21 protein-coding genes and 1 other RNA gene are annotated in these 24,861 nt (G+C 63.5%); 14 read left to right on the forward strand and 8 right to left on the reverse strand.

The window, feature by feature from the left end; all coding sequences use genetic code 11:
* Position 1 precedes the first annotated feature (1 nt).
* The 3 genes from fdhF to QFZ94_RS16985 are packed head-to-tail and all read right to left on the reverse strand — an operon-like array spanning position 2 to position 5,052.
* Positions 2-2,980, reverse strand: a complete 2,979-nt coding sequence (gene fdhF / locus QFZ94_RS16975) for a formate dehydrogenase subunit alpha (protein ID WP_368586790.1) — start codon at positions 2,978-2,980, stop codon at positions 2-4.
* A gap of 15 nt (positions 2,981-2,995) precedes the next feature.
* Positions 2,996-4,570, reverse strand: a complete 1,575-nt coding sequence (locus QFZ94_RS16980; protein ID WP_429458357.1) for a formate dehydrogenase beta subunit — start codon at positions 4,568-4,570, stop codon at positions 2,996-2,998.
* On the reverse strand, positions 4,567-5,052 hold the full coding sequence (locus tag QFZ94_RS16985) for an NAD(P)H-dependent oxidoreductase subunit E (RefSeq protein ID WP_429458359.1): 486 nt from the start codon (positions 5,050-5,052) through the stop codon (positions 4,567-4,569). Before QFZ94_RS16985 ends, QFZ94_RS16980 begins: the two co-directional genes overlap by 4 nt.
* Before the next feature lie 135 nt (positions 5,053-5,187).
* Between QFZ94_RS16985 and QFZ94_RS16990 the strand changes: the two genes are divergently transcribed.
* Both QFZ94_RS16990 and QFZ94_RS16995 read left to right on the forward strand, forming a co-directional pair.
* Positions 5,188-6,267: a substrate-binding domain-containing protein gene (locus tag QFZ94_RS16990; RefSeq protein WP_368586787.1), complete on the forward strand. Its 1,080-nt coding sequence runs from the start codon at positions 5,188-5,190 to the stop codon at positions 6,265-6,267.
* Positions 6,268-6,398: 131 nt separating this feature from the next.
* Entirely contained in the window at positions 6,399-6,665 is a 267-nt protein-coding gene (locus tag QFZ94_RS16995; RefSeq protein ID WP_368586786.1) for a hypothetical protein, read from the forward strand.
* A gap of 115 nt (positions 6,666-6,780) precedes the next feature.
* On the opposite strand, the gene QFZ94_RS17000 is transcribed toward QFZ94_RS16995, so the two are convergent.
* The 5 genes from QFZ94_RS17000 to ompA all read right to left on the reverse strand — a co-directional run bounded on the left by QFZ94_RS17000 (position 6,781) and on the right by ompA (position 10,131).
* Positions 6,781-7,149, reverse strand: coding sequence for a COG4315 family predicted lipoprotein (locus QFZ94_RS17000; protein ID WP_429458361.1), 369 nt, complete (start codon positions 7,147-7,149; stop codon positions 6,781-6,783).
* A gap of 189 nt (positions 7,150-7,338) precedes the next feature.
* Positions 7,339-7,708: a transfer-messenger RNA gene (gene ssrA / locus QFZ94_RS17005) on the reverse strand.
* Between the two features lie 87 nt (positions 7,709-7,795).
* On the reverse strand, positions 7,796-8,509 hold the full coding sequence (gene gph, locus QFZ94_RS17010; protein ID WP_184011034.1) for a phosphoglycolate phosphatase: 714 nt from the start codon (positions 8,507-8,509) through the stop codon (positions 7,796-7,798).
* 41 nt (positions 8,510-8,550) lie between these two features.
* Positions 8,551-9,249, reverse strand: coding sequence for a bifunctional 2-polyprenyl-6-hydroxyphenol methylase/3-demethylubiquinol 3-O-methyltransferase UbiG (gene ubiG / locus QFZ94_RS17015; protein WP_368586784.1), 699 nt, complete (start codon positions 9,247-9,249; stop codon positions 8,551-8,553).
* Positions 9,250-9,483: 234 nt separating this feature from the next.
* Positions 9,484-10,131: an outer membrane protein OmpA gene (ompA, locus tag QFZ94_RS17020; protein WP_026228725.1), complete on the reverse strand. Its 648-nt coding sequence runs from the start codon at positions 10,129-10,131 to the stop codon at positions 9,484-9,486.
* A 476-nt stretch (positions 10,132-10,607) separates the two neighbouring features.
* Here ompA and gyrA point away from each other — a divergent pair, with 476 nt between their 5' ends.
* From gyrA to lapB, 12 genes are all read left to right on the forward strand, one after another.
* Complete coding sequence (gene gyrA / locus QFZ94_RS17025; RefSeq protein ID WP_368586783.1) at positions 10,608-13,238, forward strand: DNA gyrase subunit A; 2,631 nt, start codon at positions 10,608-10,610, stop codon at positions 13,236-13,238.
* Between the two features lie 124 nt (positions 13,239-13,362).
* Positions 13,363-13,968: a DUF2059 domain-containing protein gene (locus QFZ94_RS17030; RefSeq protein ID WP_176105377.1), complete on the forward strand. Its 606-nt coding sequence runs from the start codon at positions 13,363-13,365 to the stop codon at positions 13,966-13,968.
* A 206-nt stretch (positions 13,969-14,174) separates the two neighbouring features.
* Positions 14,175-15,257, forward strand: a complete 1,083-nt coding sequence (gene serC, locus QFZ94_RS17035; RefSeq protein WP_429458364.1) for a 3-phosphoserine/phosphohydroxythreonine transaminase — start codon at positions 14,175-14,177, stop codon at positions 15,255-15,257.
* Positions 15,258-15,320: 63 nt separating this feature from the next.
* The gene (gene pheA, locus QFZ94_RS17040; RefSeq protein ID WP_429458366.1) at positions 15,321-16,400 is read left to right on the forward strand and encodes a prephenate dehydratase; all 1,080 of its coding nucleotides are present in this window, start codon (positions 15,321-15,323) and stop codon (positions 16,398-16,400) included.
* 81 nt (positions 16,401-16,481) lie between these two features.
* On the forward strand, positions 16,482-17,603 hold the full coding sequence (gene hisC / locus QFZ94_RS17045) for a histidinol-phosphate transaminase (RefSeq protein WP_429458368.1): 1,122 nt from the start codon (positions 16,482-16,484) through the stop codon (positions 17,601-17,603).
* Between the two features lie 61 nt (positions 17,604-17,664).
* A complete protein-coding gene (locus QFZ94_RS17050; protein ID WP_429458370.1) occupies positions 17,665-18,606 on the forward strand; it encodes a prephenate dehydrogenase in 942 nt (313 codons plus the stop codon).
* Between the two features lie 18 nt (positions 18,607-18,624).
* Complete coding sequence (gene aroA / locus QFZ94_RS17055) at positions 18,625-19,929, forward strand: 3-phosphoshikimate 1-carboxyvinyltransferase (protein WP_429458372.1); 1,305 nt, start codon at positions 18,625-18,627, stop codon at positions 19,927-19,929.
* Positions 19,930-19,974: 45 nt separating this feature from the next.
* On the forward strand, positions 19,975-20,661 hold the full coding sequence (gene cmk / locus QFZ94_RS17060) for a (d)CMP kinase (protein WP_368586777.1): 687 nt from the start codon (positions 19,975-19,977) through the stop codon (positions 20,659-20,661).
* 162 nt (positions 20,662-20,823) lie between these two features.
* On the forward strand, positions 20,824-22,557 hold the full coding sequence (gene rpsA / locus QFZ94_RS17065; RefSeq protein WP_008921410.1) for a 30S ribosomal protein S1: 1,734 nt from the start codon (positions 20,824-20,826) through the stop codon (positions 22,555-22,557).
* 21 nt (positions 22,558-22,578) lie between these two features.
* Positions 22,579-22,902 carry an integration host factor subunit beta gene (locus tag QFZ94_RS17070; RefSeq protein ID WP_006050255.1) on the forward strand — a complete coding sequence of 108 codons (324 nt, stop codon included), beginning with the start codon at positions 22,579-22,581 and terminating at the stop codon, positions 22,900-22,902.
* Between the two features lie 298 nt (positions 22,903-23,200).
* Positions 23,201-23,494, forward strand: a complete 294-nt coding sequence (locus QFZ94_RS17075) for a LapA family protein (protein WP_368586776.1) — start codon at positions 23,201-23,203, stop codon at positions 23,492-23,494.
* A 70-nt stretch (positions 23,495-23,564) separates the two neighbouring features.
* Positions 23,565-24,740, forward strand: a complete 1,176-nt coding sequence (lapB, locus tag QFZ94_RS17080) for a lipopolysaccharide assembly protein LapB (protein ID WP_368586775.1) — start codon at positions 23,565-23,567, stop codon at positions 24,738-24,740.
* Positions 24,741-24,861 lie beyond the last annotated feature (121 nt).

Here is a 24,861-nt window from a genome sequence, read left to right on the forward strand (position 1 = left end):
CTCACTTGCCCGCGGTAACGGCCGCGGCCGAATCGGCCTGCTCGCGCCGCTTGAGCAGTTCGAGCTGTTCGCTACTGAAGCGCGAATAGTCCTTCTGCCATTGCGACGGCTGCTCGACCGGCATCACCTGCACCGCGGTCACTTTGTATTCGGGGCAGTTGGTCGCCCAGTCGGAGCTGTCGGTCGTGATCACGTTCGCGCCCGATTCGGGGAAGTGGAACGTCGTATAGACGACGCCCGGCTGCATCCGCTCCGTCACCTTCGCGCGCAACACGGTCTGCCCCGCGCGCGATTCGATGCCGACCCAGTCGCCGGTCTTGATCCCGCGTTCCTCCGCATCGTCCGGATGCAGTTCGAGCCGGTCTTCGTCATGCCAGAGCGAGTTGTCGGTGCGGCGCGTCTGCGCGCCGACGTTGTACTGCGTCAGGATGCGCCCGGTCGTCAGCAGCAGCGGATACTTGCGCGTGACCTTCTCCGGCGATGCGATGAACTTCGTGATCACGAACCTGCCCTTGCCGCGCACGAAGGTACCGACGTGCATCGTCGGCGTGCCGTCGGGCGCGTCCTCGTTGCACGGCCACTGGATGCTGCCCATTTCGTCGATCTTCTGGAACGACACGCCGTGGAAGGTCGGCGTGAGCCGTGCGATTTCGTCCATGATCTCGGACGGATGCGTGTAGTCCATCTCGTAGCCGAGCGCGCGCGACAGCAGCTGCGTGACTTCCCAGTCCGCGTAACCGCCGAGCGGCGGCATCACCTTGCGCACGCGCGAGATGCGGCGCTCGGCGTTGGTGAACGTGCCGTCCTTTTCGAGGAACGACGAGCCCGGCAGCAGCACGTGGGCGTACTTGGCGGTCTCGTTCAGGAAGATGTCCTGCACCACGATGCATTCCATCGACGACAGCGCCGCCGCCACATGATGCGTGTTCGGGTCCGACTGCACGATGTCCTCGCCCTGGCAGTACAGGCCCTTGAAGGTGCCGTGCAGCGCGGCGTCGAACATGTTCGGAATGCGCAGGCCCGGTTCCGGTTGCAGCGTGACGTTCCAGGCGTTTTCGAACTGCGTGCGCACGAGCGGATCGCCGATGTGCCGATAGCCGGGCAGCTCGTGCGGGAACGAGCCCATGTCGCAAGAGCCCTGCACGTTGTTCTGGCCGCGCAGCGGATTCACGCCGACACCTTCGCGGCCGATGTTGCCGGTCGCCATCGCGAGGTTCGCGATGCCGATCACCATCGTCGAGCCTTGCGCGTGTTCGGTGACGCCCAGGCCGTAGTAGATCGCGGCGTTGCCGCCGGTCGCGTAAATGCGGGCGGCTTCGCGTACTTGTTGTGCGGGCACGCCGGTTGCCGCTTCGGTCGCTTCGGGCGAGTTCTCAGGCAGCGCGACGAAATCGCGCCACTGCTCGAACGCGCGCGTTTCGCAGCGCTCGGCGATGAACGCTTCGTCGAGCAGGCCTTCGGTGACGATCACATGCGCGAGCGCGTTGACGATCGCGACGTTGGTGCCGGGCCGCAATTGCAGATGGTGCGACGCCTTCACGTGCGGCGTATCGACGATATCGATGCGGCGCGGATCGACGACGATCAGCTTTGCGCCCTCGCGCACGCGGCGCTTCAGCCGCGAGCCGAACACCGGGTGGCCGTCGGTCGGATTTGCGCCGATCACCATGATGACGTCGGCCTTATCGACCGATGCGAACGTCTGCGTGCCGGCCGATTCGCCGATCGTCGTCTTCAGGCCGTAGCCGGTCGGCGAATGGCAGACGCGCGCGCAGGTGTCGACGTTGTTGTTGCCGAATGCGGCGCGCACGAGCTTCTGCACGAGGTACGTTTCTTCGTTCGTGCAGCGCGACGACGTGATGCCGCCGATCGAATCGCGCCCATGCTTCGCCTGGATACGGCGGAACTCCGATGCCGCGTACGAGATCGCTTCGTCCCAGCTGACTTCGCGCCACGGGTCGGTGATCTTCGCGCGGATCATCGGCTTGGTGATGCGGTCCTTGTGCGTCGCGTAGCCCCACGCGAAGCGGCCCTTCACGCACGCATGGCCTTCGTTGGCCTGGCCGTTCTTGTGCGGCACCATCCGCACGACCTGGTTGCCTTTCATCTCGGCCTTGAACGAGCAGCCGACGCCGCAATACGCGCAGGTGGTGACGACCGAGTGCTCAGGCTGGCCGAGCATCACGACGGTCTTTTCCTGAAGGGTCGCGGTCGGGCACGCGGCCACGCACGCGCCGCACGACACGCACTCCGATTCCATGAACGGCTGGTTCTCGCTCGCCGCGACGCGCGATTCGAAGCCGCGTCCGGTGATCGTCAGCGCGAACGTGCCCTGGGTTTCCTCGCACGCGCGCACGCAGCGATTGCAGACGATGCACTTCGACGGGTCGTACGTGAAGTACGGATTCGATTCGTCCTTCTTGTCCTTCAGGTGATTCTCGCCGTCGAAGCCGTAGCGCACTTCGCGCAGGCCGGTCACGCCCGCCATGTCCTGCAGTTCGCAGTCGCCGTTGGCGGGGCAGGTCAGGCAATCGAGCGGATGGTCGGAGATGTACAGTTCCATCACGTTGCGACGCAGCGTCTGCAGACGGTCGGTCTGCGTGCGCACCTTCATGCCGGCTTCGACCGGCGTCGTGCACGAGGCCGGATAGCCGCGCCGTCCTTCGATTTCGACCAGACACAGACGGCATGAGCCGAACGGCTCGAGCGAATCGGTCGCGCACAGCTTCGGCACGTTGACGCCGGCTTCGGCCGCCGCGCGCATCACCGACGTGCCGGCGGGTACGGTCACCGCCTGGCCGTCGATTTCGAGCGTCACGTCGACGTCCGAGTGACGGGCGGGGGTGCCGTAGTCGGTGTCGTCGGCGAATGGGTTGGCGGCGCGTGCCATGGCTTGCGACTTGCACGCGCAGTTGCCTGAGCCGCAGCCGCCCCCCTCGGGGAGTTCCTTCAGGGAGCGGGAGTTGAACTGATCGGACATAGTGAACTCCTGGTGTCAGGCCGCGGCCGCTTTGGTGGCGTGGTCGGCAGTGGGATCGGCGGCGAGACCGAAGTCTTCTGGGAAATGATCGAGCGCGGACAGCACCGGGAACGGCGTCATGCCGCCCATCGCGCACAGCGAACCGGACACCATCGTATCGCACAGATCGCGCAGCAATTGCACCTGACGCGTCGACGTATCGCCGTTACGGATCCGCGCGATCACCTCGACGCCGCGCGTCGAGCCGATGCGGCACGGTGTGCATTTGCCGCACGATTCGAGCGCGCAGAAGTGCATCGCGTATTGCGCGAGCTCGGCAAGGTTCGACGTGTCGTCATGCACGACGAGACCGCCGTGGCCGATCACCGCGCCGACTGCCGCGTACGCTTCGTAGTCCATCGGGATGTCCCACTGGCTTTCCGGCAAATAGGTGCCGAGCGGACCGCCGACCTGCACCGCGCGCGCCGGCCGGCCACTCGCGGTGCCGCCGCCGAAGTCGTCGAGCAGTTGGCGCAATGTCACGCCGAACGCGAGTTCGACGAGGCCGCCTCGCTTGATGTTGCCGGCCAGTTGGAACGGCAGTGTGCCGCGCGAGCGGCCCATGCCGAAGTCCTTATAGAACGCCGCGCCGCGCGCGAAGATGATCGGCACCGTGGCGAGCGTGATCACGTTGTTGATCACGGTGGGCTGGCCGTAGAGACCCACGAGGGCGGGCACCGGTGGCTTCGCGCGGACGATGCCGCGCTTGCCTTCGAGCGATTCCAGCATCGCGGTTTCTTCGCCGCACACATACGAGCCCGCGCCTTTCGCAACGAACAGCTCGAAGCGCTGCCCGCTCGAAAGCACGCTGTCGCCGAGCCAGCCGGCTGTGCGCGCGCGGGCGATGGCCGCTTCGAGCGTCGCGATCGAGTGCGGGTATTCGCTGCGCACGTAGATATAGCCGACGGTCGCGCCAGTCACGACACCCGCGATGATCATGCCTTCGATCAGCCCGTACGGATCGCTTTCCATCACCAGACGATCGGAGAAGGTGCCCGAGTCACCTTCGTCGGCATTGCAGACCACGTACTTCTGCGCAGCCTTTGCGCCGCGCACCGTGCGCCACTTGATGCCTGCGGGGAAGGCCGCGCCGCCGCGGCCGCGCAGGCCGGATTGGATCAACTCTTCGCAGGCGGCATCGCCGTCGGTTTGCAGCGCGTTGCGTAGGCCTTCGAGGCCGCCGTGCGCGATGTAGTCGTCGATGGACAGCGGGTCGGTGATGCCGATCCGCGCGAAGGTCAGCCGCTGCTGCTTCTTCAGATACGGAATCTCGTCGACCACGCCGACGCGTCGCGCATGCTCGCCGCCATCGACGAAGCCCGCGTCGAACAACGCAGCGACGTCTTCCACGTCGACATTCGCATAGCCGATGCGGCCTTCGGGCGTCGCGACTTCGACCAGCGGTTCGAGCCACAGCAACCCGCGTGAACCGTTGCGGATCAGTTCGATCGCGATGCCGCGGCGCGCGGCTTCGCTGGCGATGGCTTCGGCCAGCGCATCGGCGCCGAGCGCGAGCGCCGACGAATCTCGCGGAACATAGATGCGCGTCATGCCGGCATCTCCACGCGTTTGCTGGCTGCGGCGAGCAGCGCGTCGAATTTCTGTGGCGTAACGCGTGCGTGCAGCGTGCCGTTGAGCATCATCGCCGGCGACAGCGCGCATTGGCCGAGGCAGTACACCGATTCGAGCTCTACCGTTGCGCCGTCATGGTGACCCGCGTCGAAGCGGCAACCCGTGTGCGCCTCGATGTGCTGGGCGAGCGCCTCGGTGCCCATGCTGCGGCATGCTTCGGCGCGGCACAGCTGTACCGTGACGGGCGCGGCCGGCGTGGTGCGAAAGTGATGGTAGTAGGTGATGACGCCGTGCACTTCCGCGCGCGACAGGTTCAACGCGCGGGCGAGCGGTCCGACTGCGGCGGGTGGCACAAAGCCGAGTTCGTCCTGGATCGCGTGCAGGATCGTCATCAGTGTGCGGCCCGGTTGCGCGTGTCGTTGCACGAGCTGATCCGGCGCCGTGGCGAGAGAATCGTCCAAAGTGGGGGCTCCTCCAAAGCGATATATGCACTTGTTATTCATAATACGTGCACGTATGCTTCGCTTATTCGATGTGGTATAGCCGAAAGATAGGCGGGCCAACCGGCGCGCGCAATAGGAAACAGTCAAACATATATGGTCAGGATCGAATGTCAGGTCGAGCTGGTCGTGAAGGGTGCGGACGGCCGCGAGGCCAGCCTGTCCGACGTGGTGCCGTTACTCGCGCTTGTCGATGAATCTGGCAGCATTGCCCAGGCCGCGGCGCTTAAGGGTTTGTCCTACCGGCACGCGTGGGGTTTGCTGCGCAGCATCGAGGAGCGGCTTGGCGGTCCGCTGATCGCAAAAGAGCGTGGGCGCGGCTCGGTTTTGTCCGACCTCGGACACGCGGTGCTGCGTGGACAACGGCTCTGCGGTGAGCGGCTCGACGGCAATCTGCAGGCGCTCGCGAGCGAAGTGGCGAGCGATCTGAACCGCTGGCTCGCGCCCCCCACCGATAACGTGCGCATCCACGCGTCGCACGGTTATGCGGTGGCCGCGCTCGTGACGGCACTGGTCGCCAACGATCTGCCGGTCGAGATCAAGTACCGCGACGGCGCCGACGCGGTCAGCGCGCTCGCGCGCGGCGAGTGCGATCTGGCGGGCTTTCACCTGCCGCTCGGCGAGTTTCGCGCGGTGTGCGCCGATACCTACCGGCGCTGGCTCGATCCGCAACGCCACGTGCTCGTGCATCTGACCCGGCGCAAGCAAGGACTCTTCATCGGCAAGGGCAATCCCAAGGGAATCGGCGGGCTCGGCGATCTGGCGCGCGACGACATCCGTTTCGTCAACCGCCAACCGGGCTCGGGTACGCGGATGCTGCTCGATCTTTCGTTGCGACAGATCGGGGTGGACCCGGACCGCGTGAACGGCTATGCGTCGACCGAGCTGACGCACTCCGCGATCGCGGCGTTCGTCGCGAGCGGCATGGCCGACATAGGCTTCGGCGTGCAGCCCGCCGCGCATCATTTCGGGCTCGACTTCATTCCGATCGTCGACGAGGACTATTACTTCGCATGCGACCGCGCGCACCTGTCACGCGCACCGCTCGCGACGGTGATCAATCTGTTGCGCGGCAGCGCGTTTCACCATCGTGTCGAGCAGCTCGCCGGCTACGATCCGTGCGACTGCGGCAGGCTCGTCGATCTGGACGAGGGACTCGGCGGCGCGCTAGCTTAATGGTGGGCGTAAGAGCCCGTAATCAGAAACGCGATGGCGCTCGGCGCCCGCTGCTGCGCGGCAAGCCGGTTTCGGCTACTCTCTTGGCTTCGTATCCGCTCTAACCCCGCGGCAAGCCGCGCCGAACCAACATGAAAGCTCTTTTCCACGCATGTGCCGCCGCTGTCGCGGCTGGTGTGCTCTGTGCCACCGTCTCCGTCGCTTACGCGCAAAACTCGCCTGGCGTGCCGGGCGGCATCCTGAACGATGAATTCCGCCTCAACGAGCATCCGCAGATGCCGTTCGCCGCGTCCGCGCCGTCGGACAAGTATCAGCACGGCAAACGATCGGCAGCGCGCAAGCGCGGTGACATGGGCGATCCAAATGGCTGCAATCTGCAGTGCCCGAAGGACGAATGAGGATCGGCTCGGGCTTCGCTCGAGCTTCGAGGTTTGACACAGCGCCGGCCCTTGGGCCGGCGTTGTGCTTTGTGGCGGATGCGATGGTCGCGCAGTTGCCGGGCGGACCGCATTGTTATGGCCTGGCGATGTGCCAGATGTCCTTGAAACCGTCCCCCTTTACATCGCCTGCCTGCTTGTCAGCCGAGTAGTGATACAGCGGATGGCCCTTGTACGCCCATTGCTGCTTGCCGTCCGCGCTCGGGATTAGTGACCAGTCGCCCGACGGCTTGTCGGTCGGCGTCGCGGTGGCCGCCGGCCAGTTGCTCATGCAGCCGCCGGTGCAGGCGCTGACGCCATGGGTGGTGTCCTTGTCGAACGTGTAGAGCGTCATGCCGTCGGCAGTGACGAAGCGGCCGTCGGACAGTTTTGGCGGGTCGGCGAGGGCGCTGGCGTGCAGCACGGCGAGTCCGAGCGGGGCAAGCAATGCGATGGTCTTGCACATGACGCGGGCTCCTGTTCTGGCGACGCGGTTGACGGGCGACGACGCGCCTCGCGCTACGAGTATAGGCAGCGGCTGTGGATCTGCCGGGTCCTGTTGTGGGTCGCGCACGGTGCCTAAAATAAAAAACCCCGGCAGCGTCAAGCTACCGGGGTTTTTCGGGGCCGTTCGTTGCGAACGTGCCCTTGTGTTTGGTGGAGGCGGCGGGAATCGAACCCGCGTCCAGAAGTCCTCTACGACCAGTTCTACATGTTTAGTTCTGTCTTTTGATTTAACCGCAGCGACGCGGACGAACACGCTGCGCTACGGCGATTCACTAGATTTTCGACCCGAACGTCGTGACGCCGCCAAGGCTTAACTGACGTATATGACCTCTGTCGGTATTGCTACCGGTCTTGCGACACTAGCCCGTCAGTGAACTAGGCAGAGGACGGCGGCCCTTAGGCTGCCAGTGCGAACGTATCGTCGTTTGCAGTTACGTTTTTCCCATTGATTAACGAGGTGACGGGTCCTCGACATGCCCTAGCCGCTTCGCAACCCCTGTCGAAACCAGGTCGCCCCCGCGGTTCGTTGCTCACATATATGAGCCAAACGGGATTTTACAATAGATCGACGGCACGCGTGGCACGCATTGGGTGGCAGGACTTTCTCAGCCAATGTCGCGCAGCAGCGTCTGCAACTCGGCCGTCGACTCCACCACGTGTTGCGCATGCCACCGTGTCGGCGGAATGTCATTGCCGCAATAGCCGTAAGCCGCGGCGACGGTCTTCATGCCGGCGGCAAAACCGGCCTGCACGTCGCGCAGATCGTCGCCGATATAGACGACGCGCTCCGGCGCGATGTCCAGCTCACGCGCCGCGTGCAGCAGCGGCGCGGGGTGCGGTTTCGAATGCGGAGTCGTGTCGCCGCTCACCACGCAGCCGGCGCGCTCCTCGAGCCCGAGTTGCGCGACGAGGGGCTCGGTGAGCCGCGCGACCTTGTTCGTGACGATGCCCCAGCGCACGCCGCGCGCGTCGAGTTCATCGAGCACTTCCGCGATGCCCGGAAAGAGCGTCGTCTCGATGCACAGGTCCGCTTCGTAGTTCGCGAGAAACTCCTCGCGCATCGATGCGAATTCGTGATGATCGGGCCCGATGCCAAACGCGCCGCAGATCAGTCCGCGCGCCCCGGCCGAAGCGAGCGGGCGCAGCTTCTCGAGCGGCACCATCTCGAGTCCCCGGTCGTGGCGCATCTTGTTGACGGCGGCCGCGAGGTCGGGCGCCGTGTCGGCAAGCGTGCCGTCGAGGTCGAAAAGCACGGCGAGGCAAAAGCCGAGCGTGTCGTCGTTGTCTTCGCGTTGCGGCAGGGGAGTCGGGTCGCTCATTGTTCGTTTCGGATACGGCGGATCGGGGCGGTTCTGGCAGGTCAGGCGTCGCGGCGACAGGCGAGCATATAGTTGACGCTCGTGTCGGACGACAGCGCGAAGTGCTTGCTGAGCGGGTTGTACACGATGCCCTTGATGTCGGCCGTACGCAGATCGGCGGCGCGCACGAAGCCGGCGAGTTCCGACGGGCGGATGAAGCGCGCGTAGTCGTGCGTGCCCTTCGGCAGCATGCGCGCGATGTATTCGGCGCCGATCACCGCGAACAGGTACGACTTCACGTTGCGGTTCAGTGTGGAGAAAAACACCCAGCCGCCCGGCTTCACGAGATTCTTGCAGGCCTCGACGATCGCGGCCGGCTTGGGGACGTGCTCGAGCATTTCCATGCAGGTGACCACGTCATAGGTGCCCGGTTCGCGCGCGGCCAGTGCCTCGGCGGCGATTTCTTCGTAATCGACGGTTACACCGCTTTCAAGACTGTGAAGATCGGCGACGCCGAGTGCCTGAGTCGACAGGTCGATGCCCTTCACATGCGCGCCCAAGCCTGCCATCGATTCCGACAGGATGCCGCCGCCGCAACCGATATCGAGCACCTTTTTGCCGGCGAGATGCGCGTGCGCGTCGATCCAGCGCAGGCGAATCGGATTCAGTTCGTGCAGTGGTTTGAATTCGGCGTTCGGGTCCCACCAACGATGCGCGAGGTCGCTGAATTTCTGTAGTTCGTGGGGATCGGCGTTGGTCATGGCGAAGGCTGCCTCGATGAAAGCGGTGAGCGGACGCTCGAGGATAAACTCTGAGTATATAGGGCAAGAGAAAGAGCGGCAAAAGCGCACCAGCGAGCGGCTGCCAATTCGAGCTTCGAGCCGCTCGTAGCGGAGCGGGGTGTTCCTCCGTCGCGCATCAGACCACGTCGCGGCACCCGCACATAAAAAAAGCCCCGCCGAAGCGGGGCTTTCGATACTGCGGTAATTTCCAGCTTACTGCTTCGGCGTACCGACAACTTCGACTTCCACGCGGCGGTCCGGTGCGAGGCAGGCGATGAGTTGCTTGCGGTTCTTCTGGTTGCAACCGGTGGTAACCGGGTTGCGGCGGCCCTTGCCTTCCGTGTAGATACGGTTGGCTTCGACGCCCTTGCTGACCAGGAAGGCCTTCACAGCTTGAGCACGACGCAGCGACAGACGGTCGTTGTAAGCGTCCGAACCGATGCGGTCGGTGTGGCCCGTAGCGACGACGACTTCGAGGTTGATGCCCTGGATCTTCGATGCCAGTTCGCTCAGACGTTCCTTGCCAGCCGGCTTCAGGATTGCCTTGTCGAAGTCGAACAGCGCATCAGCTTGATACGTAATCTTTTCGCTGGAGATAGCCGGGGCCGGAGCGACCGGTGCCGGCGGGGTCGGAGCCTGAGCAACCAGAGCGCCGTCGCACTTGGCGTTAGCCGTTGCGGGCGTCCAGAATGCATCGCGCCAGCAAAGCTCGTTCGTGCCGTTCATCCACACGTATTCGCCAGTACCATTCACCCAGTTGTCGTTGGTAGCTTGTCGCGACGCCGGCACCGACTGCGCCATGGCGGATGCAGCCATAACTGCGGTAGCTGCAATGAACGCGAGCTTTGAAAGTTTATTCATATTTCTCCTCTCGAAATTGAGATTACCGCAGGTTTACTGCGAGCCTGTTGACGGATGACCAGTCATACATTGCTCGAAGTATAACATTGGTGCGGAACAAAAACCGGCTGTGTAGACTTCGAGCAGTGTCTGACTCTTTGTGCGTTGGCATTTTGCCATATCGTTCCCTTCCGACGAAAAAAAAATCTGCCCCCATTCAAATCCCCCTCCAATTGTGGTGCATGAGCAACAAATGTTTTCGTCTGAGCGGTCCGCGGGCTCTGGCTAAGCGGCGAATTGGCCCCACGCAGGAATCGAGCCTGGTGAGCTCGAAATTGTGCGATCGGCGAGGTGTTGGCGGGTGCCCCTCTAATATGTATACGTACCTGCGTCGGGCGCGGATGCGTGGCATGTTAGAATCGCGTGATGCGTTGCGCCTGCAATGCTTACGCGAAGTTGCGGCGAACCCCCGCTTTCGCACGTAAAAGATACGGATAATGGATCAATTCGCCAAAGAGACTCTGCCAATCTCCCTTGAGGAGGAAATGCGCCGTTCGTATCTCGATTACGCGATGAGCGTAATCGTAGGGCGAGCGCTTCCCGATGTCCGCGATGGGCTGAAGCCGGTGCACCGGCGCGTGCTGTACGCGATGCACGAGCTGAACAACGACTGGAACCGCGCCTACAAGAAGTCGGCGCGTATCGTCGGCGACGTCATCGGTAAATACCATCCGCACGGCGACACTGCCGTCTACGACACGATCGTACGGATGGCGCAAGACTTCTCGCTGCGCTACATGCTCGTCGACGGCCAGGGGAACTTCGGTTCGGTCGACGGCGACAACGCCGCGGCGATGCGTTACACCGAAATCCGCATGGCGAAGATCGGCCACGAGCTGCTGGCCGACATCGACAAGGAAACGGTCGACTTCGTGCCGAACTACGACGGCAGCGAAAACGAGCCGGCCATCCTGCCTGCGCGCATCCCTAATCTGCTGATCAATGGCTCGTCCGGCATCGCGGTCGGCATGGCGACCAACATCCCGCCGCACAACCTCAACGAAGTCGTCGACGCGTGTCAGCATCTGCTGAAAAACCCGGAAGCGACGATCGACGAGCTGATCGAGATCATCCCCGCACCCGACTTCCCGACCGCCGGCATCATCTACGGCGTGGCCGGCGTGCGCGACGGCTATCGCACCGGTCGCGGCCGCGTCGTGATGCGCGCGCTGACGCACTTCGAGGAAATCGACCGCGGGCAGCGCATGGCGATCATCGTCGACGAATTGCCGTATCAGGTGAACAAGCGCTCGCTGCTCGAGCGTATCGCCGAACTCGTCAACGAGAAGAAGCTCGAAGGCATCTCCGACATCCGCGACGAATCCGACAAGAGCGGCATGCGTGTCGTGATCGAGCTCAAGCGCGGCGAGGTGCCCGAGGTCGTGCTGAACAATCTGTACAAGGCGACCCAGCTTCAGGACACGTTCGGCATGAACATGGTCGCGCTCGTCGACGGTCAGCCGAAGCTCCTGAACCTGAAGGAAATGCTGACGTGCTTCCTGTCGCATCGCCGGGAAGTGCTGACGCGGCGCACCGTCTACGAGCTGCGCAAGGCGCGCGAACGTGGCCATGTGCTCGAAGGTCTGGCGGTTGCGCTCGCGAACATCGACGAATTCATCGCGCTCATCAAGGCCGCGCCGACGCCGCCTATCGCCAAGCAGGAACTGATGTCGCGCTCGTGGGATTCGTCGCTCGTGCGCGAAATGCTGTCGCGCGCCGAGGCGGATAACGCGTCGGCGGGCGGTCGCGAAGCATATCGTCCGGAGGGGCTGAACCCTTCGTTCGGCATGCAGGCCGACGGCCTCTACCGCTTGTCCGATACCCAGGCGCAGGAAATCCTGCAGATGCGTCTGCAGCGCCTGACCGGTCTCGAGCAGGACAAGATCATTGGCGAATACCGCGATGTGATGGCGCAGATCGCTGACCTGCTGGACATTCTGGCTCGCCCGGAACGCATTTCGGCGATCATCGTCGACGAACTTACGTCGATCAAGGCCGAATTCGGCGATGCGCGTCGCTCGAAGATCGAGTTGAACGCAACCGAACTGAACACCGAAGACCTGATCACGCCGCAAGAAATGGTCGTGACGATGTCGCACGCGGGCTACGTGAAATCGCAGCCGCTGTCCGAATATCGGGCCCAGAAGCGCGGTGGTCGTGGCAAGCAGGCCACTTCCATGAAGGAAGACGATTGGATCGACACGCTGTTCATCGCCAATACGCACGACCACATCCTGTGCTTCTCGAATCGCGGCCGTGTGTACTGGGTCAAGGTCTACGAGGTGCCGCAGGGCTCGCGCAATTCGCGCGGCCGGCCGATCGTCAATATGTTCCCGCTGCAGGAAGGCGAAAAGATTACGGTCGTGCTGCCGGTCAAGGAGTTCTCGGCCGACAAGTTCGTATTCATGGCGACCGCGCTAGGAACGGTAAAGAAGACGCCGCTCGAGGCATTCAGCCGGCCGCTGCGCAAAGGTATTATTGCGGTCGGTCTCGATGAGGGTGATTACCTGATCGGCGCCGCGATCACCGATGGCCAGCACGACGTAATGCTGTTCTCTGATTCGGGCAAGGCAGTCCGCTTCGACGAAAACGACGTGCGTCCGATGGGTCGCGAGGCGCGCGGCGTGCGCGGCATGCAGCTCGAGGACGGCCAGAACGTGATCGCGTTGCTGGTGGCCGGCGACGAGCAGCAGTCGGTGCTCACCGCAACCGAGAACGGCTTCGGCAAGCGCACCCCGATCACCGAGTACACGCGTCACGGCCGCGGCACGAAGGGCATGATCGCGATCCAGACGTCTGAGCGCAATGGCAGGGTCGTTGCCGCGACGCTCGTGGACTCGGAAGCGCAGATCATGCTCATTACCACGACGGGCGTGCTGATCCGCACGCGCGTGTCGGAAATTCGTGAAATGGGACGCGCAACGCAAGGTGTTACACTCATCAGCCTTGACGAAGGGACCAAGCTGTCCGGTCTGCAACAGGTAGCTGAGGCCGAGGGCGAGTCGGAAAGCGATTCCGACGGCTCCGCTGAAGGTGATAACGGCGGTGAGGGCGGCGGCGCGGCTTGATCCTTGCCAGCGGCTTTCAGTCTCAGTTAATACGTTGAAGCTACGCTCCGGGTCAACGCGTATCGGGCCGGTACGCTTTCCCGTGCGGCGTGCGGTTCAAGTTAATTTCTCTTAGGGAGTAATGATGCAAAAACGATTCAAACAACTGATGTTGCTGGCTGCCATCGTGCCGACCTTCGCCATGGCTCAAGCGCTGCAGAACCAGGCGCCCGCAGCTCCGGCTGCCGCAGCAGCACCGGTTGATCCGGCCAAGCAAGCTGCCATCAAGGACCTGCTCGACGCCATCGACGCGCAGAAGCTGGTTGGCGCAATCGGCAACAGCGCGCAGATGCAGGCCAAGCAGCTCGTTCCGGCAATCCTGTCGGACGCGCTGACCGAGAACAAGACGATGACGGACAAGCAGAAGCAGGCCGCCGTGCCGACGCTGCAGAAGAACGCGGTGCCGAAGCTGGTGGACGCGGCAGGTCAGGTCTTCGCAACCGACGGTTTCCGTCAGGACGCGATGCAAGCTCAGTACGATGCGTACGCGAAGTACTACAGCGTGTCGGAAATCAAGGACCTGACCACGTTCTACAAGAGCCCGACCGGCCGCAAGTTCATCCAGGTGCAAGACCAGGTTGGCCGCGACGTCGTGAACGGTCTGATGCAGAAGTACATGCCGGAATCGATCAAGGCAACGCGTGACCAGGCCGACAAGGAAGTCGCATCGGTCAAGCCGGCGGCCAAGTAAGTTCCGCTCGCAGGCCGCGCTAATCAGCCGGCCTGTCGCCGCGCCCGCTGGGACACCCGGCGTGGCGGGTTGGCGGCGACAATGCGATAATGGTCGTTTGCGCACTGGCGCAGACGGCCATTTTCTTTTTCGGCGAGCCATTTCGCAGTTCTTTTCGCCGATTCCCGCGCGACTTCGTTACTTCGCGCGCGCTTCCAGGACCTCACATGCGCGTTTTTAATTTCTCCGCCGGCCCGGCGGCCATGCCCGAAGAAGTGCTGCGCCAGGCAGCCGACGAGATGCTGAACTGGCAAGGCAGTGGTATGAGCGTGATGGAAATGAGCCATCGCGGCAAGGAATTCATGTCGATCCACGAAGCAGCGCTGACCGATCTGCGCGAGTTGCTTCACGTGCCGGCAAGCCATCGGATCCTGTTCCTGCAGGGCGGCGGGCTCGGCGAGAACGCGATCGTGCCGATGAACCTGCTCGGCTCGAAACCGCGGGCGGATTTCGTCGTCACCGGCTCGTGGTCGCAGAAGTCGTTCAAGGAAGCGGAAAAATACGGCAGCGTGCATCTGGCCGCAACCGGCAAGACGGCCGAGGGCTATACCCGCGCGCCGGCGCGTGAGGAATGGCAACTGTCGGACGATCCGGCCTACGTGCACCTGTGCACGAACGAGACCATCCATGGAGTCGAAACCTTCGAGATTCCCGACCTCGGCGATATTCCGCTCGTGGCGGACGCGTCGTCGCATATCCTGTCGCGCCCAATGGACATCGCCAAATACGGCGTGCTGTTCGGCGGCGCGCAGAAGAACATCGGCATGGCGGGCGTGACGGTCGTGATCGTGCGTGAGGACATGCTCGATCGCGCGATGCCGATTTGCCCATCGGCGTTCGAATGGAAGACCGTCGCCGAGAACAACTCGATGTACAACACGCCGCCCACCTATGCGATCTATATCGCCGGGCTCGTGTTCAAGTGGTTGAAGAAGCAGGGCGGCCTCCAGGCGATGGAGGCGCGCAACCTCGAAAAATCGAAGCTGCTATACGACACGATCGACTCGAGCAGCTTCTATCTGAACAAGGTCGAACGTGGCTCGCGCTCGCGGATGAACGTACCGTTCTTCCTCGCCGACGAGTCGCGCAACGAAGATTTCCTGTCCGGCGCGAAAGCGCGGGGATTGGTGCAGCTAAAGGGCCACAAGTCCGTCGGCGGCATGCGGGCGTCGATTTATAACGCCGTCCCGCTCGAAGGCGTCAAAGCGCTTGTCGAATACATGAAGGAATTCGAACAGCGCAGCGCCTGAGTCACACTGACTGGCAGGCGTGCGCATCTTTTCCAGCAGTTACCCGGCAGAGCCGTTTTACGCATGGACGACGAACTGAATACACGACTCAAACCTCTGCGCGATCGCATCGACGCGCTCGACGCGCAGCTGATCGCGCTCCTGAACCAGCGCGCGGCGGTCGCGCTCGAAGTGGGCGAGGTCAAGAAGCATTTCAACGCTCCGGTGTTCCGGCCCGAGCGCGAGATGCAGGTGATCGCGCGCCTGCAGGAAATGAGCGCCGGGCCGCTCGCCGACGAGCACATCAGCGCGATCTGGCGCGAGATCATGGCCGCGAGCCGCGCGCTAGAAAAGAGCATCAAGGCCGCGTACCTCGGGCCGGTCGGCACCTATAGCGAACAGGCGATGCACGAGTACTTCGGTCAGTCGATCGAAGGGCTGCCGTGCCCGTCGATCGACGAAGTATTCCGCTCGGTCGAGGCGGGCGCCGCCGACTACGGCGTCGTGCCGGTCGAGAACTCGACCGAAGGCGCGGTGTCGCGCACGCTGGATCTGCTGCTGCAAACCCAGCTGACCATCGGCGGCGAACTCGCATTGCCGATCCATCACAACCTGCTCACGCAAAACGGGCTCGCTGGCGTCACGCGCGTATGCGCGCATGCGCAGGCGCTCGCGCAGTGCCAGCGCTGGCTGTCGACCAATGCGCCGCATCTCGAGCGCCAGGCGGTGTCGAGTAATGCGGAAGCTGCACGGATGGCGGCCGAAGATTCGACCGTTGCGGCCATCGCCGGCGATCGCGCCGCGATCCACTACGGCCTGCAGGTCACCAACGCGCTGATCCAGGACGATCCGCACAACCGCACGCGCTTCGTCATGATCGGCAAGGAGCTGACCGGTCCGAGCGGCTACGACCAGACCTCGCTGATCGTGTCGGTCGCGAACGAGCCGGGCGCGATGGTCAAGCTGCTCGAGCCGCTCGCGCGCCACGGCGTGTCGATGACGCGTTTCGAATCGCGTCCGGCGCGCGTCGGAACGTGGGAGTACTACTTCTATATCGATGTCGAAGGCCATCGCGACGATCCGGCTGTGGCTGCCGCGCTCGCCGGTCTCGGCGAGAAGGCCGCGTTCCTGAAAATACTCGGCTCGTATCCGCGCGCCCGCTAAGGGCTGGCAGCGCAGTCCGGGCGGCGCCGCGTGCGTTGCCCGAAAGCAGGTTTCACTATCCATCGTCGTTCGGAGATTTTCATGACAGCGTCTTTCGGCCCTTCCTATGTGCGCGCGATCGCGCCGTACATCGCCGGCAAGCCGATTTCGGAAGTGGCCCGCGAGTTCGGTCTCGACGAGGCGAGCATCGTGAAGCTGGCATCGAACGAGAATCCGCTCGGCATGCCGGAATCCGCGCAGCACGCGATGGCGCAGGCGATCGCCGATCTCGGCCGCTATCCGGACTCGAACGGTTTCGAGCTGAAGGCGGCGCTCGCCGCGCGCTACGGCGTGCCGGCTGAGTGGATCACCCTCGGCAACGGCAGCAACGACATCCTCGAACTGGCCGCGCACGCGTTCGTCGAAAAGGGCCAGGCGGTCGTGTTCTCGCAGTATTCGTTCGCGGTCTATGCGCTCGCGACGCAAGGCGTCGGCGCGCGCGCGATCGTCGTGCCCGCGCTGCACTATGGTCACGACCTCGACGCGATGCTCGGCGCAATCGACGACGACACGCGTCTCGTGTTCGTCGCGAATCCGAACAATCCGACCGGCACGTTCGTCGACGGCCCGACGCTCGAGGCGTTTCTCGACAAGGTACCGCGCCACGTGGTCGTCGTGCTCGACGAGGCGTACACCGAGTATCTGTCGGCGGACAAGCGCTACGACTCCATCGACTGGGTGCGCCGCTATCCGAACCTGCTGGTTTCGCGTACGTTCTCGAAGGCGTTCGGGCTTGCGGGCTTGCGCATCGGCTTCGCGATCGCGCAGCCCGGGTTGACCGATTTGCTGAATCGACTGCGTCAACCGTTTAACGTCAATACGCTCGCGCAAGCCGCGGCGATTGCGGCACTGAACGACAGCGCGTTCCTGCAGAAAAGCGCGGCCCTGAACGCGCAGGGCTATACGCTTCTGACGGAGGCGTTCGACAAGCTCGGCCTCGAATACGTGCCGTCCGAAGGCAACTTCGTGCTCGTGCGCGTTGGCAGCGACGACAAAGCCGGCGCCCGGGTGAACCTCGCGCTGCTGAAGCAGGCCGTGATCGTGCGACCGGTCGACAACTACGGCTTGCCGCAGTGGCTGCGCATCACGATCGGCTTGCCGGAGGAAAACGCAGCGTTCCTCGCGGCGCTCGAGAAGACGCTTGCCGAGACTGACGCAGCGTAAGCCTTGATTCTTGATCCCGCGCGTCGACCGTCAGGAGCGGCGCGCTTAATGTCCGTATTGTGTGAGCGACGTGGCCGCGTTTTCTTTTAACAAGCTGGTGATTTTCGGTGTCGGCCTGATCGGCGGATCGCTCGCGCGCGCGTTGCGTGAACGCGGCGAGGCTGGCGGGGCGCGCACGGTGGTTGGGGTCGGACGGTCGTCGGCTTCGAGCGAAAAGGCGTTAGCGCTCGGGGTGATCGACGGTGCCGCGGCACTCACCGACGACGCCGCGCTGCGCGACGCCCTCGCGGGCGCGGACTTCGTGCTGCTCGCGGCGCCGGTCGCGCAGACCCAGCCGCTGCTCGAGCGCATCGCGCCGCATCTCGACGCCAACACGATCGTCACCGATGCGGGCAGCACCAAATCCGACGTGGTCGCCGCCGCCCGCGCGGCGCTCGGCGCGCGGATAGGCCAGTTCGTGCCGGGCCATCCGATCGCCGGTCGCGAGTCGAGCGGCGTCGATGCGGCGTTGCCCGATCTGTACGTGAACCGCAACGTCGTGCTGTGCCCGCTGCCGGAGAATACGCCGGACACGGTCGAGCGCGTCGCGGCGATGTGGCGCGCCACTGGCGCCTTGGTGCGGGACATGACGCCGCAGCAGCACGATCGCGTGTTCGCGTCGGTCAGTCATTTACCGCACGTGCTGTCGTTCGCGCTCGTCGAGCAGATCCTCAATTCGCCCGACGCTGCGTTGAAGTTCTCGTTCGCGGCGGGCGGTTTTCGCGACTTCACGCGCATCGCTGCGTCGAGTCCGGAGATGTGGCGCGACGTCTGCGTCGCCAATCGCGTAGCGCTGCTCGATGAGCTCGACGCGTACACCGCGGTGCTCGTGCGCCTGCGCACGGCGATCGAAGCCGGCGACGGCGCCGCGCTCGAAGCCGTGTTCGCGCGCTCGCGCGTCGCACGCAGTCAGTGGCAGGAGCAGCGCGCGGCTGGCGTGGCCAGCGGCGACGCGTCGAAATAACCGGAAACTGGACACATCATGGAATTCCTCGATCTCGGACCTTTTTCCCGTGCGTCCGGCACGGTTCGTCTGCCCGGCTCGAAGAGCATCTCGAACCGCGTGCTGCTGCTCGCTGCGCTCGCCGAAGGCGAGACGACGATCACGAACCTGCTTGACTCCGACGACACCCGCGTGATGCTCGACGCGCTCGAAAAGCTCGGCGTACGTTTGAAGCGCGACGGCGACACCTGCGTCGTGACCGGCACGCGCGGCGCGTTCACCGCGCGCACGGCCGACCTGTTCCTCGGCAACGCGGGCACAGCAGTGCGCCCGCTGACCGCGGCGCTCGCCGTGAACGGTGGCGACTACCGGATTCACGGCGTGCCACGCATGCACGAACGGCCGATCGGCGATCTCGTCGACGGGCTGCGCCAGATAGGCGCGAAGATCGACTACGAGCAGAACGAAGGCTATCCGCCGCTGCGCATCCGTCCCGCCCAGATCACGGCCGACGCGCCGATCCGCGTGCGCGGCGACGTGTCGAGCCAGTTCCTGACCTCGCTGCTGATGACGCTGCCGCTGCTGCGCACCGCGAGCGGCGTCACCACCGTGCAGGTCGACGGCGAGCTGATCTCGAAGCCGTACATCGAGATCACGATCAAGCTGATGGCGCGCTTCGGCATCGAGGTCGAGCGCCACGGCTGGCACCAGTTCGTGGTGCCGGCGGGGCAGCGGTATCAGTCGCCGGGCACGATCATGGTGGAAGGGGATGCGTCGTCGGCGTCGTATTTCCTCGCCGCGGGCGCGCTCGGCGGTGGGCCGCTAAGAGTGGAAGGCGTGGGCCGCGCGAGCATCCAGGGCGACGTCGGATTTGCCGATGCGCTGATCAAGATGGGCGCGAACCTGCAGATGGGCGACGACTGGATCGAAGTGCGTGGCGTCGGCAACGACCACGGCAAGCTCGATCCGATCGACATGGACTTCAACCTGATCCCCGATGCCGCGATGACGATCGCGGTCGCCGCGCTGTTCGCGGACGGCACGAGCACGCTGCGCAACATCGCGAGCTGGCGCGTGAAGGAAACCGACCGCATCGCCGCAATGGCGACCGAGCTGCGCAAAGTCGGTGCGAAGGTGCAGGAAGGCGAAGATTTCCTCGTCGTCACGCCGCCCAAAAAGCTGATCCCGAATGCCGCGATCGACACCTACGACGACCACCGCATGGCGATGTGCTTCTCGCTCGTGAGCCTGGGCGGCGTGCCGATCCGCATCAACGACCCGAAGTGCGTCGGCAAAACATTCCCCGATTATTTCCAGCGCTTCACCGCGCTCACACAACCCTGATGCAACCCGGATTTGCGTGCAATCCCCGATGTGCGACATTTTTAGATGAAACCGACCCGTCCCTTTCACCAGACGCCCGTCATTGCGATCGACGGCCCTAGCGCCTCCGGCAAAGGCACAGTGGCCGCGATGGTGGCCGCCAACCTCGGCTTTCACCTGCTCGACAGCGGCGCGCTGTATCGGCTCGCTGCGCTCGCGAGCCTGCGCTATGGCATTGCAGCGGACGACGTCGACGCACTTGTCAAACTGATCGACGACCTCCACATCACGTTTCGCGAGGGGCTCGCGCAGCTGGACGGGGTCGATGTATCGACGGAAATCCGCGCCGAGGATGTGGGCAGCCGCGCCTCGGCAATCGCCGTGCACGCGCCGGTGCGAACCGCGCTGGTGGCGCGCCAGCGGGCGTTTCGCAAGGAACCGGGGCTGGTCGCCGACGGCCGCGACATGGGCACTGTGATCTTCCAGGACGCCGCGCTGAAGGTGTTCATGACCGCGAGCGTCGAGGCCCGCGCGATGCGCCGGCATAAGCAATTGATCCAAAAAGGATTTTCTGCTAATATAGATGACTTGCTCCGGGATTTGCGTGAGCGCGACGAGCGTGACAGTCAGCGCGCAGCCGCGCCGCTCAAGCCCGCGGCGGATGCAAAGCTGCTTGATACCTCCGCATTGTCGGTCGACCAGGCGGTCGAGCAGGTGGTGCAATGGTATGAAGCGCTGGTCCCACATGCGTAACTGAAAACGGTCGCGCAAAAGTGGCCAGCAGCGGCAGTCCCGTTGTTGGTAGGTGCTTCGCGATGGTCGCGAAGCGTTGTTTTTAACCCTTTAACCCCGCGTGGCGTTCGCGTATTTGCCGCAGTTGCTGACCGATCCGGTGAGCCAGGCGTTGCGAAGACCATGCAAACTCTGATTTTTATGTCCGACCTGCAAACCTCTACCCCGAATACCGAATCTTTTGCGGCTCTGTTCGAAGAGTCGCTGACCAAGCAGGACATGCGCGCTGGCGAAGTGATCTCCGCCGAAGTCGTGCGTGTCGACCACAACTTCGTGGTCGTGAACGCTGGTCTGAAGTCCGAAGCCTACATCCCGCTCGAAGAGTTCCTGAACGACGCGGGCGAGGTAGAAGTGCAGGCGGGCGACTTCGTTTCCGTCGCGATCGACGCGCTGGAGAACGGCTATGGCGACACCATCCTGTCGCGTGACAAGGCGAAGCGTCTGGCTTCGTGGCTGTCGCTGGAAAAGGCGCTGGACAACAACGAACTCGTGACCGGCACTATTACGGGCAAGGTCAAGGGCGGTATGACCGTGATGGTCAACGGCATCCGCGCGTTCCTGCCGGGTTCGCTGGTTGATACGCGTCCGGTCAAGGACACGACCCCGTACGAAGGCAAGACCCTCGAATTCCGCGTCATCAAGCTCGACCGCAAGCGTAACAACGTCGTGCTGTCGCGCCGCGCTGTCATTGAGGCAACGCAAGGCGAAGAGCGCGCGAAGCTGCTCGAAACGCTGAAGGAAGGCGCGATCGTCGAAGGCGTGGTCAAGAACATCACCGACTACGGCGCGTTCGTGGACCTCGGCGGTATCGACGGCCTGCTGCACATCACCGACATCGCATGGCGTCGCGTGCGTCACCCGAGCGAAGTTCTGTCGGTTGGCCAGGAAGTCACCGCGAAGATCCTCAAGTTCGACCAGGAAAAGAACCGCGTTTCGCTCGGTATCAAGCAACTGGGCGACGATCCGTGGGAAGGCATCTCGCGCCGTTACCCGTCGGGCACGCGTCTGTTCGGTAAGGTCACTAACATCACCGACTACGGCGCATTCGTCGAAGTGGAATCGGGCATCGAAGGCCTCGTTCACGTGTCGGAAATGGACTGGACCAACAAGAACGTTGCTCCGTCGAAGGTGGTCCAGCTGGGCGACGAAGTCGAAGTCATGGTTCTCGAAATCGACGAAGACCGCCGCCGTATCAGCCTCGGCATGAAGCAGTGCAAGCCGAACCCGTGGGACGACTTCAGCCGCAACTTCAAGAAGGGCGACAAGATCAGCGGCGCCATCAAGTCGATCACCGACTTCGGCGTGTTCATCGGTCTGCCGGGCGGCATCGACGGTCTGGTTCACCTGTCGGATCTGTCGTGGAGCGAAACCGGCGAGGAAGCCGTTCGCAAGTACAAGAAGGGCGACGAAGTGGAAGCGATCGTTCTCGGCATCGACGTCGAGAAGGAACGTATTTCGCTGGGTATCAAGCAGCTCGAAGGCGACCCGTTCAGCAACTACGTTGCAATGAACGACAAGGGTTCGGTCGTCGACGGTACCGTCAAGTCGGTCGACGCGAAGGGTGCTGTGGTCCAGCTGTCGGGTGAAGTCGAAGGCTACCTGCGGGCTTCGGAAATCGCCCAAGACCGCGTGGAAGACGCTCGCAACGTGCTGAAGGAAGGCGACAAGGTCAACGCGATGATCATCAACATCGATCGCAAGTCGCGCGGCATCAACCTGTCGATCAAGGCGAAGGATTCGGCTGAGCAGCAGGAAGCCATCCGCGGTCTCGCTGCTTCGGATTCGAGCGCAGCTGCTACCGGCACGACGAACCTCGGTGCGCTGCTGAAGGCCAAGCTCGACGGCCAGAACCAGTAAGCCTGAGAGGTCTGCTGCAGTATGACCAAATCGGAATTGGTCGCCCAGCTGGCTACGCGATTTCCGCAACTTGTTCTCAAGGATGCGGATTTCGCGGTGAAGACGATGCTTGATGCGATGTCGGAGGCGCTCGCCAAAGGTCATCGCATCGAAATTCGTGGCTTCGGCAGCTTCGGCCTCAACCGCCGTCCCTCCCGCGTCGGACGCAATCCGAAGTCGGGCGAGAAGGTGCTGGTACCGGAGAAGTACGTACCGCACTTCAAGCCGGGCAAGGAATTGCGCGAGCGGGTGGATCGTCGCGCGGGCGAGCCGCTGAAGGCCGAGGAGCCGGATGACGACCTTTAATGACTCCGCTGTGTGTCTTGCAGCGTGGCATAGCTAGCGTCAGCGGCCAAAGCCAGTAGGCAAAAGACCAGGAAAAGCGCCTTCGGGCGCTTTTTTTTCGTCCATCATTTAAGAAGTGGCGCCTTCCGCTGCGGCCTTTTGCATTTCGCGAATTGCCCGTAAGTCCTGCATTCCGTCACTTGCTGCCCAGCCGCAAGGGCATCCATTACAATACGGGTCACTTCGGCGCGGGCAACACCGTGGCGCGACGCGTCATCAAGCCGGCGTCCCCCCGCAACTGCCGTGAAGAGATCTATTCATGAAATTTATCGTCTGGCTGCTACGTGTGCTGGTGTTCGTGCTGCTGCTCGTGCTCGCGCTCTCCAACACGCAACCCGCTACGCTGAATTTCCTCGCCGGCTACGTCTGGTCGGCGCCTCTGATTCTGATCGGCCTCGCGTTTTTCGTGATCGGCTTGCTCGCGGGGCTCGTGTCGGCGATGCCGGCCGTCGTGCGTCTGCGCATGGAGAACGGCCGGCTCAGGCGGGAATTGCGCGTGGCGCGCGAAACTCCCGCCGTGGTAGAGCAGCCGCCGATGCCGCCGCTAATCTGAGCTGTCTTGCGCCGCGCGGCTCTGAACGCGGCTTTTCGTTTTCGCTTTTCCGCACATTTGCATTAATCGCATGGATCTAGACTTCTGGTGGCTGCTGGTCATACCCGTCGCGTTCGCGTTCGGCTGGATGGCGGCGCGCTACGACCTCAAGACGCTGCTGTCCGAAAGCGCCAACCTGCCGCGGTCGTATTTTCGCGGTCTGAACTTTCTGCTCAACGAGCAGCCCGACCAGGCGATCGACGCATTCATCGAAGTCGTCAAGCTCGACCCTGAAACCGTCGAATTGCATTTCGCGCTCGGCAATCTGTTCCGTCGGCGCGGTGAAACTGACCGCGCGATTCGCGTGCATCAAAATCTGCTGAGCCGCGCGGACCTGCCGGTCAACGAGCGCGATCACGCGCTGTACGAACTCGGCCAGGACTTCCTGAAAGCGGGTCTGCTCGACCGTGCCGAAGAAACTTTCCGCTCGCTGCAGGCGGGCGATTACGCACTGGGTGCTCAACGCGCGCTGTTGACGATCTACGAGATCGAGAAGGACTGGGTCAAGTCGATCGATACTGCGCGGCACCTCGAAACGATGGGCGCACCGTCGCTCGACAAGGAAATCGCACAGTTCCACTGCGAACTTGCGCAGGAAGCGCTGCAGCAGAAGAAGCCGGACGAAGCGCGTCATCAGCTCAGCCTCGCGCTGCAGGCGAGCCCGACCAACGTGCGTGCGACGATCCTGTTCGGCGATGTCGACGCGGCCGGCGGCGCGCCGGAAGCGGCGATCGGGCAATGGCGCCGCGTGGAGGAGCAGAACCCCGCGTATCTTCCGCTCGTCGCCGAGAAGATCATGAAGGCGTATGAAGCGCTCGGCCGCGCGCACGAGGGCGCCGATCTGCTAACCACGTGGGTCGATCGTCATCCGAGCAACGATCTGCTCGACGTTGCGTATCAGCACGTCGCGTCGCTGCGCGGCGCCGATGCTGCGCATGCGCTCGCCCGCACGCAGATGCAGAAGTCGCCGAATCTGGCCGGCATGACGCGTCTGCTCGAAGCGCAGCAGGCCGTTGCCGAAGAGCCGCGACGCAGCGAGCTCGAACTGATGCGCACACTGATCCGCCAGCGCACCAAAAATCTGCCACGCTATACGTGCCAGAATTGTGGTTTCAGGGCCCGGCTTTTCTACTGGCAGTGCCCGGGATGCAGCGGTTGGGAAACCTATGCGCCGCGCCGCGTCGAGCCGATTGCCGCGTCGAACTGACGCCGCACGGGCGGCTGTGGCCGCGTCGGCGTTGATTGCCGCGCAAGCGCCCCGCGAATTTCGCAACGAGTTTATCGCCGGCCTCATGAGCGGCATTCATCACCGGAACCATCTACCGGAC

Source organism: Paraburkholderia sp. JPY465 (assembly GCF_050436725.1).
Lineage (GTDB): Bacteria > Pseudomonadota > Gammaproteobacteria > Burkholderiales > Burkholderiaceae > Paraburkholderia > Paraburkholderia youngii.

What these genes read in the sequence shown, in the direction of transcription:
- fdhF (WP_368586790.1), bottom strand. Translation starts at nt 2,980, where the DNA reads ATGTCCGATCAGTTCAACTCCCGCTCCCTGAAGGAACTCCCCGAGGGG.
- QFZ94_RS16980 (WP_429458357.1), bottom strand. Translation starts at nt 4,570, where the DNA reads ATGACGCGCATCTATGTTCCGCGAGATTCGTCGGCGCTCGCGCTCGGC.
- QFZ94_RS16990 (WP_368586787.1), top strand. Translation starts at nt 5,188, where the DNA reads ATGGTCAGGATCGAATGTCAGGTCGAGCTGGTCGTGAAGGGTGCGGAC.
- QFZ94_RS16995 (WP_368586786.1), top strand. Translation starts at nt 6,399, where the DNA reads ATGAAAGCTCTTTTCCACGCATGTGCCGCCGCTGTCGCGGCTGGTGTG.
- QFZ94_RS17000 (WP_429458361.1), bottom strand. Translation starts at nt 7,149, where the DNA reads ATGTGCAAGACCATCGCATTGCTTGCCCCGCTCGGACTCGCCGTGCTG.
- gph (WP_184011034.1), bottom strand. Translation starts at nt 8,509, where the DNA reads ATGAGCGACCCGACTCCCCTGCCGCAACGCGAAGACAACGACGACACG.
- ubiG (WP_368586784.1), bottom strand. Translation starts at nt 9,249, where the DNA reads ATGACCAACGCCGATCCCCACGAACTACAGAAATTCAGCGACCTCGCG.
- ompA (WP_026228725.1), bottom strand. Translation starts at nt 10,131, where the DNA reads ATGAATAAACTTTCAAAGCTCGCGTTCATTGCAGCTACCGCAGTTATG.
- gyrA (WP_368586783.1), top strand. Translation starts at nt 10,608, where the DNA reads ATGGATCAATTCGCCAAAGAGACTCTGCCAATCTCCCTTGAGGAGGAA.
- QFZ94_RS17030 (WP_176105377.1), top strand. Translation starts at nt 13,363, where the DNA reads ATGCAAAAACGATTCAAACAACTGATGTTGCTGGCTGCCATCGTGCCG.
- serC (WP_429458364.1), top strand. Translation starts at nt 14,175, where the DNA reads ATGCGCGTTTTTAATTTCTCCGCCGGCCCGGCGGCCATGCCCGAAGAA.
- pheA (WP_429458366.1), top strand. Translation starts at nt 15,321, where the DNA reads ATGGACGACGAACTGAATACACGACTCAAACCTCTGCGCGATCGCATC.
- hisC (WP_429458368.1), top strand. Translation starts at nt 16,482, where the DNA reads ATGACAGCGTCTTTCGGCCCTTCCTATGTGCGCGCGATCGCGCCGTAC.
- aroA (WP_429458372.1), top strand. Translation starts at nt 18,625, where the DNA reads ATGGAATTCCTCGATCTCGGACCTTTTTCCCGTGCGTCCGGCACGGTT.
- cmk (WP_368586777.1), top strand. Translation starts at nt 19,975, where the DNA reads ATGAAACCGACCCGTCCCTTTCACCAGACGCCCGTCATTGCGATCGAC.
- rpsA (WP_008921410.1), top strand. Translation starts at nt 20,824, where the DNA reads ATGCAAACTCTGATTTTTATGTCCGACCTGCAAACCTCTACCCCGAAT.
- QFZ94_RS17070 (WP_006050255.1), top strand. Translation starts at nt 22,579, where the DNA reads ATGACCAAATCGGAATTGGTCGCCCAGCTGGCTACGCGATTTCCGCAA.
- QFZ94_RS17075 (WP_368586776.1), top strand. Translation starts at nt 23,201, where the DNA reads ATGAAATTTATCGTCTGGCTGCTACGTGTGCTGGTGTTCGTGCTGCTG.
- lapB (WP_368586775.1), top strand. Translation starts at nt 23,565, where the DNA reads ATGGATCTAGACTTCTGGTGGCTGCTGGTCATACCCGTCGCGTTCGCG.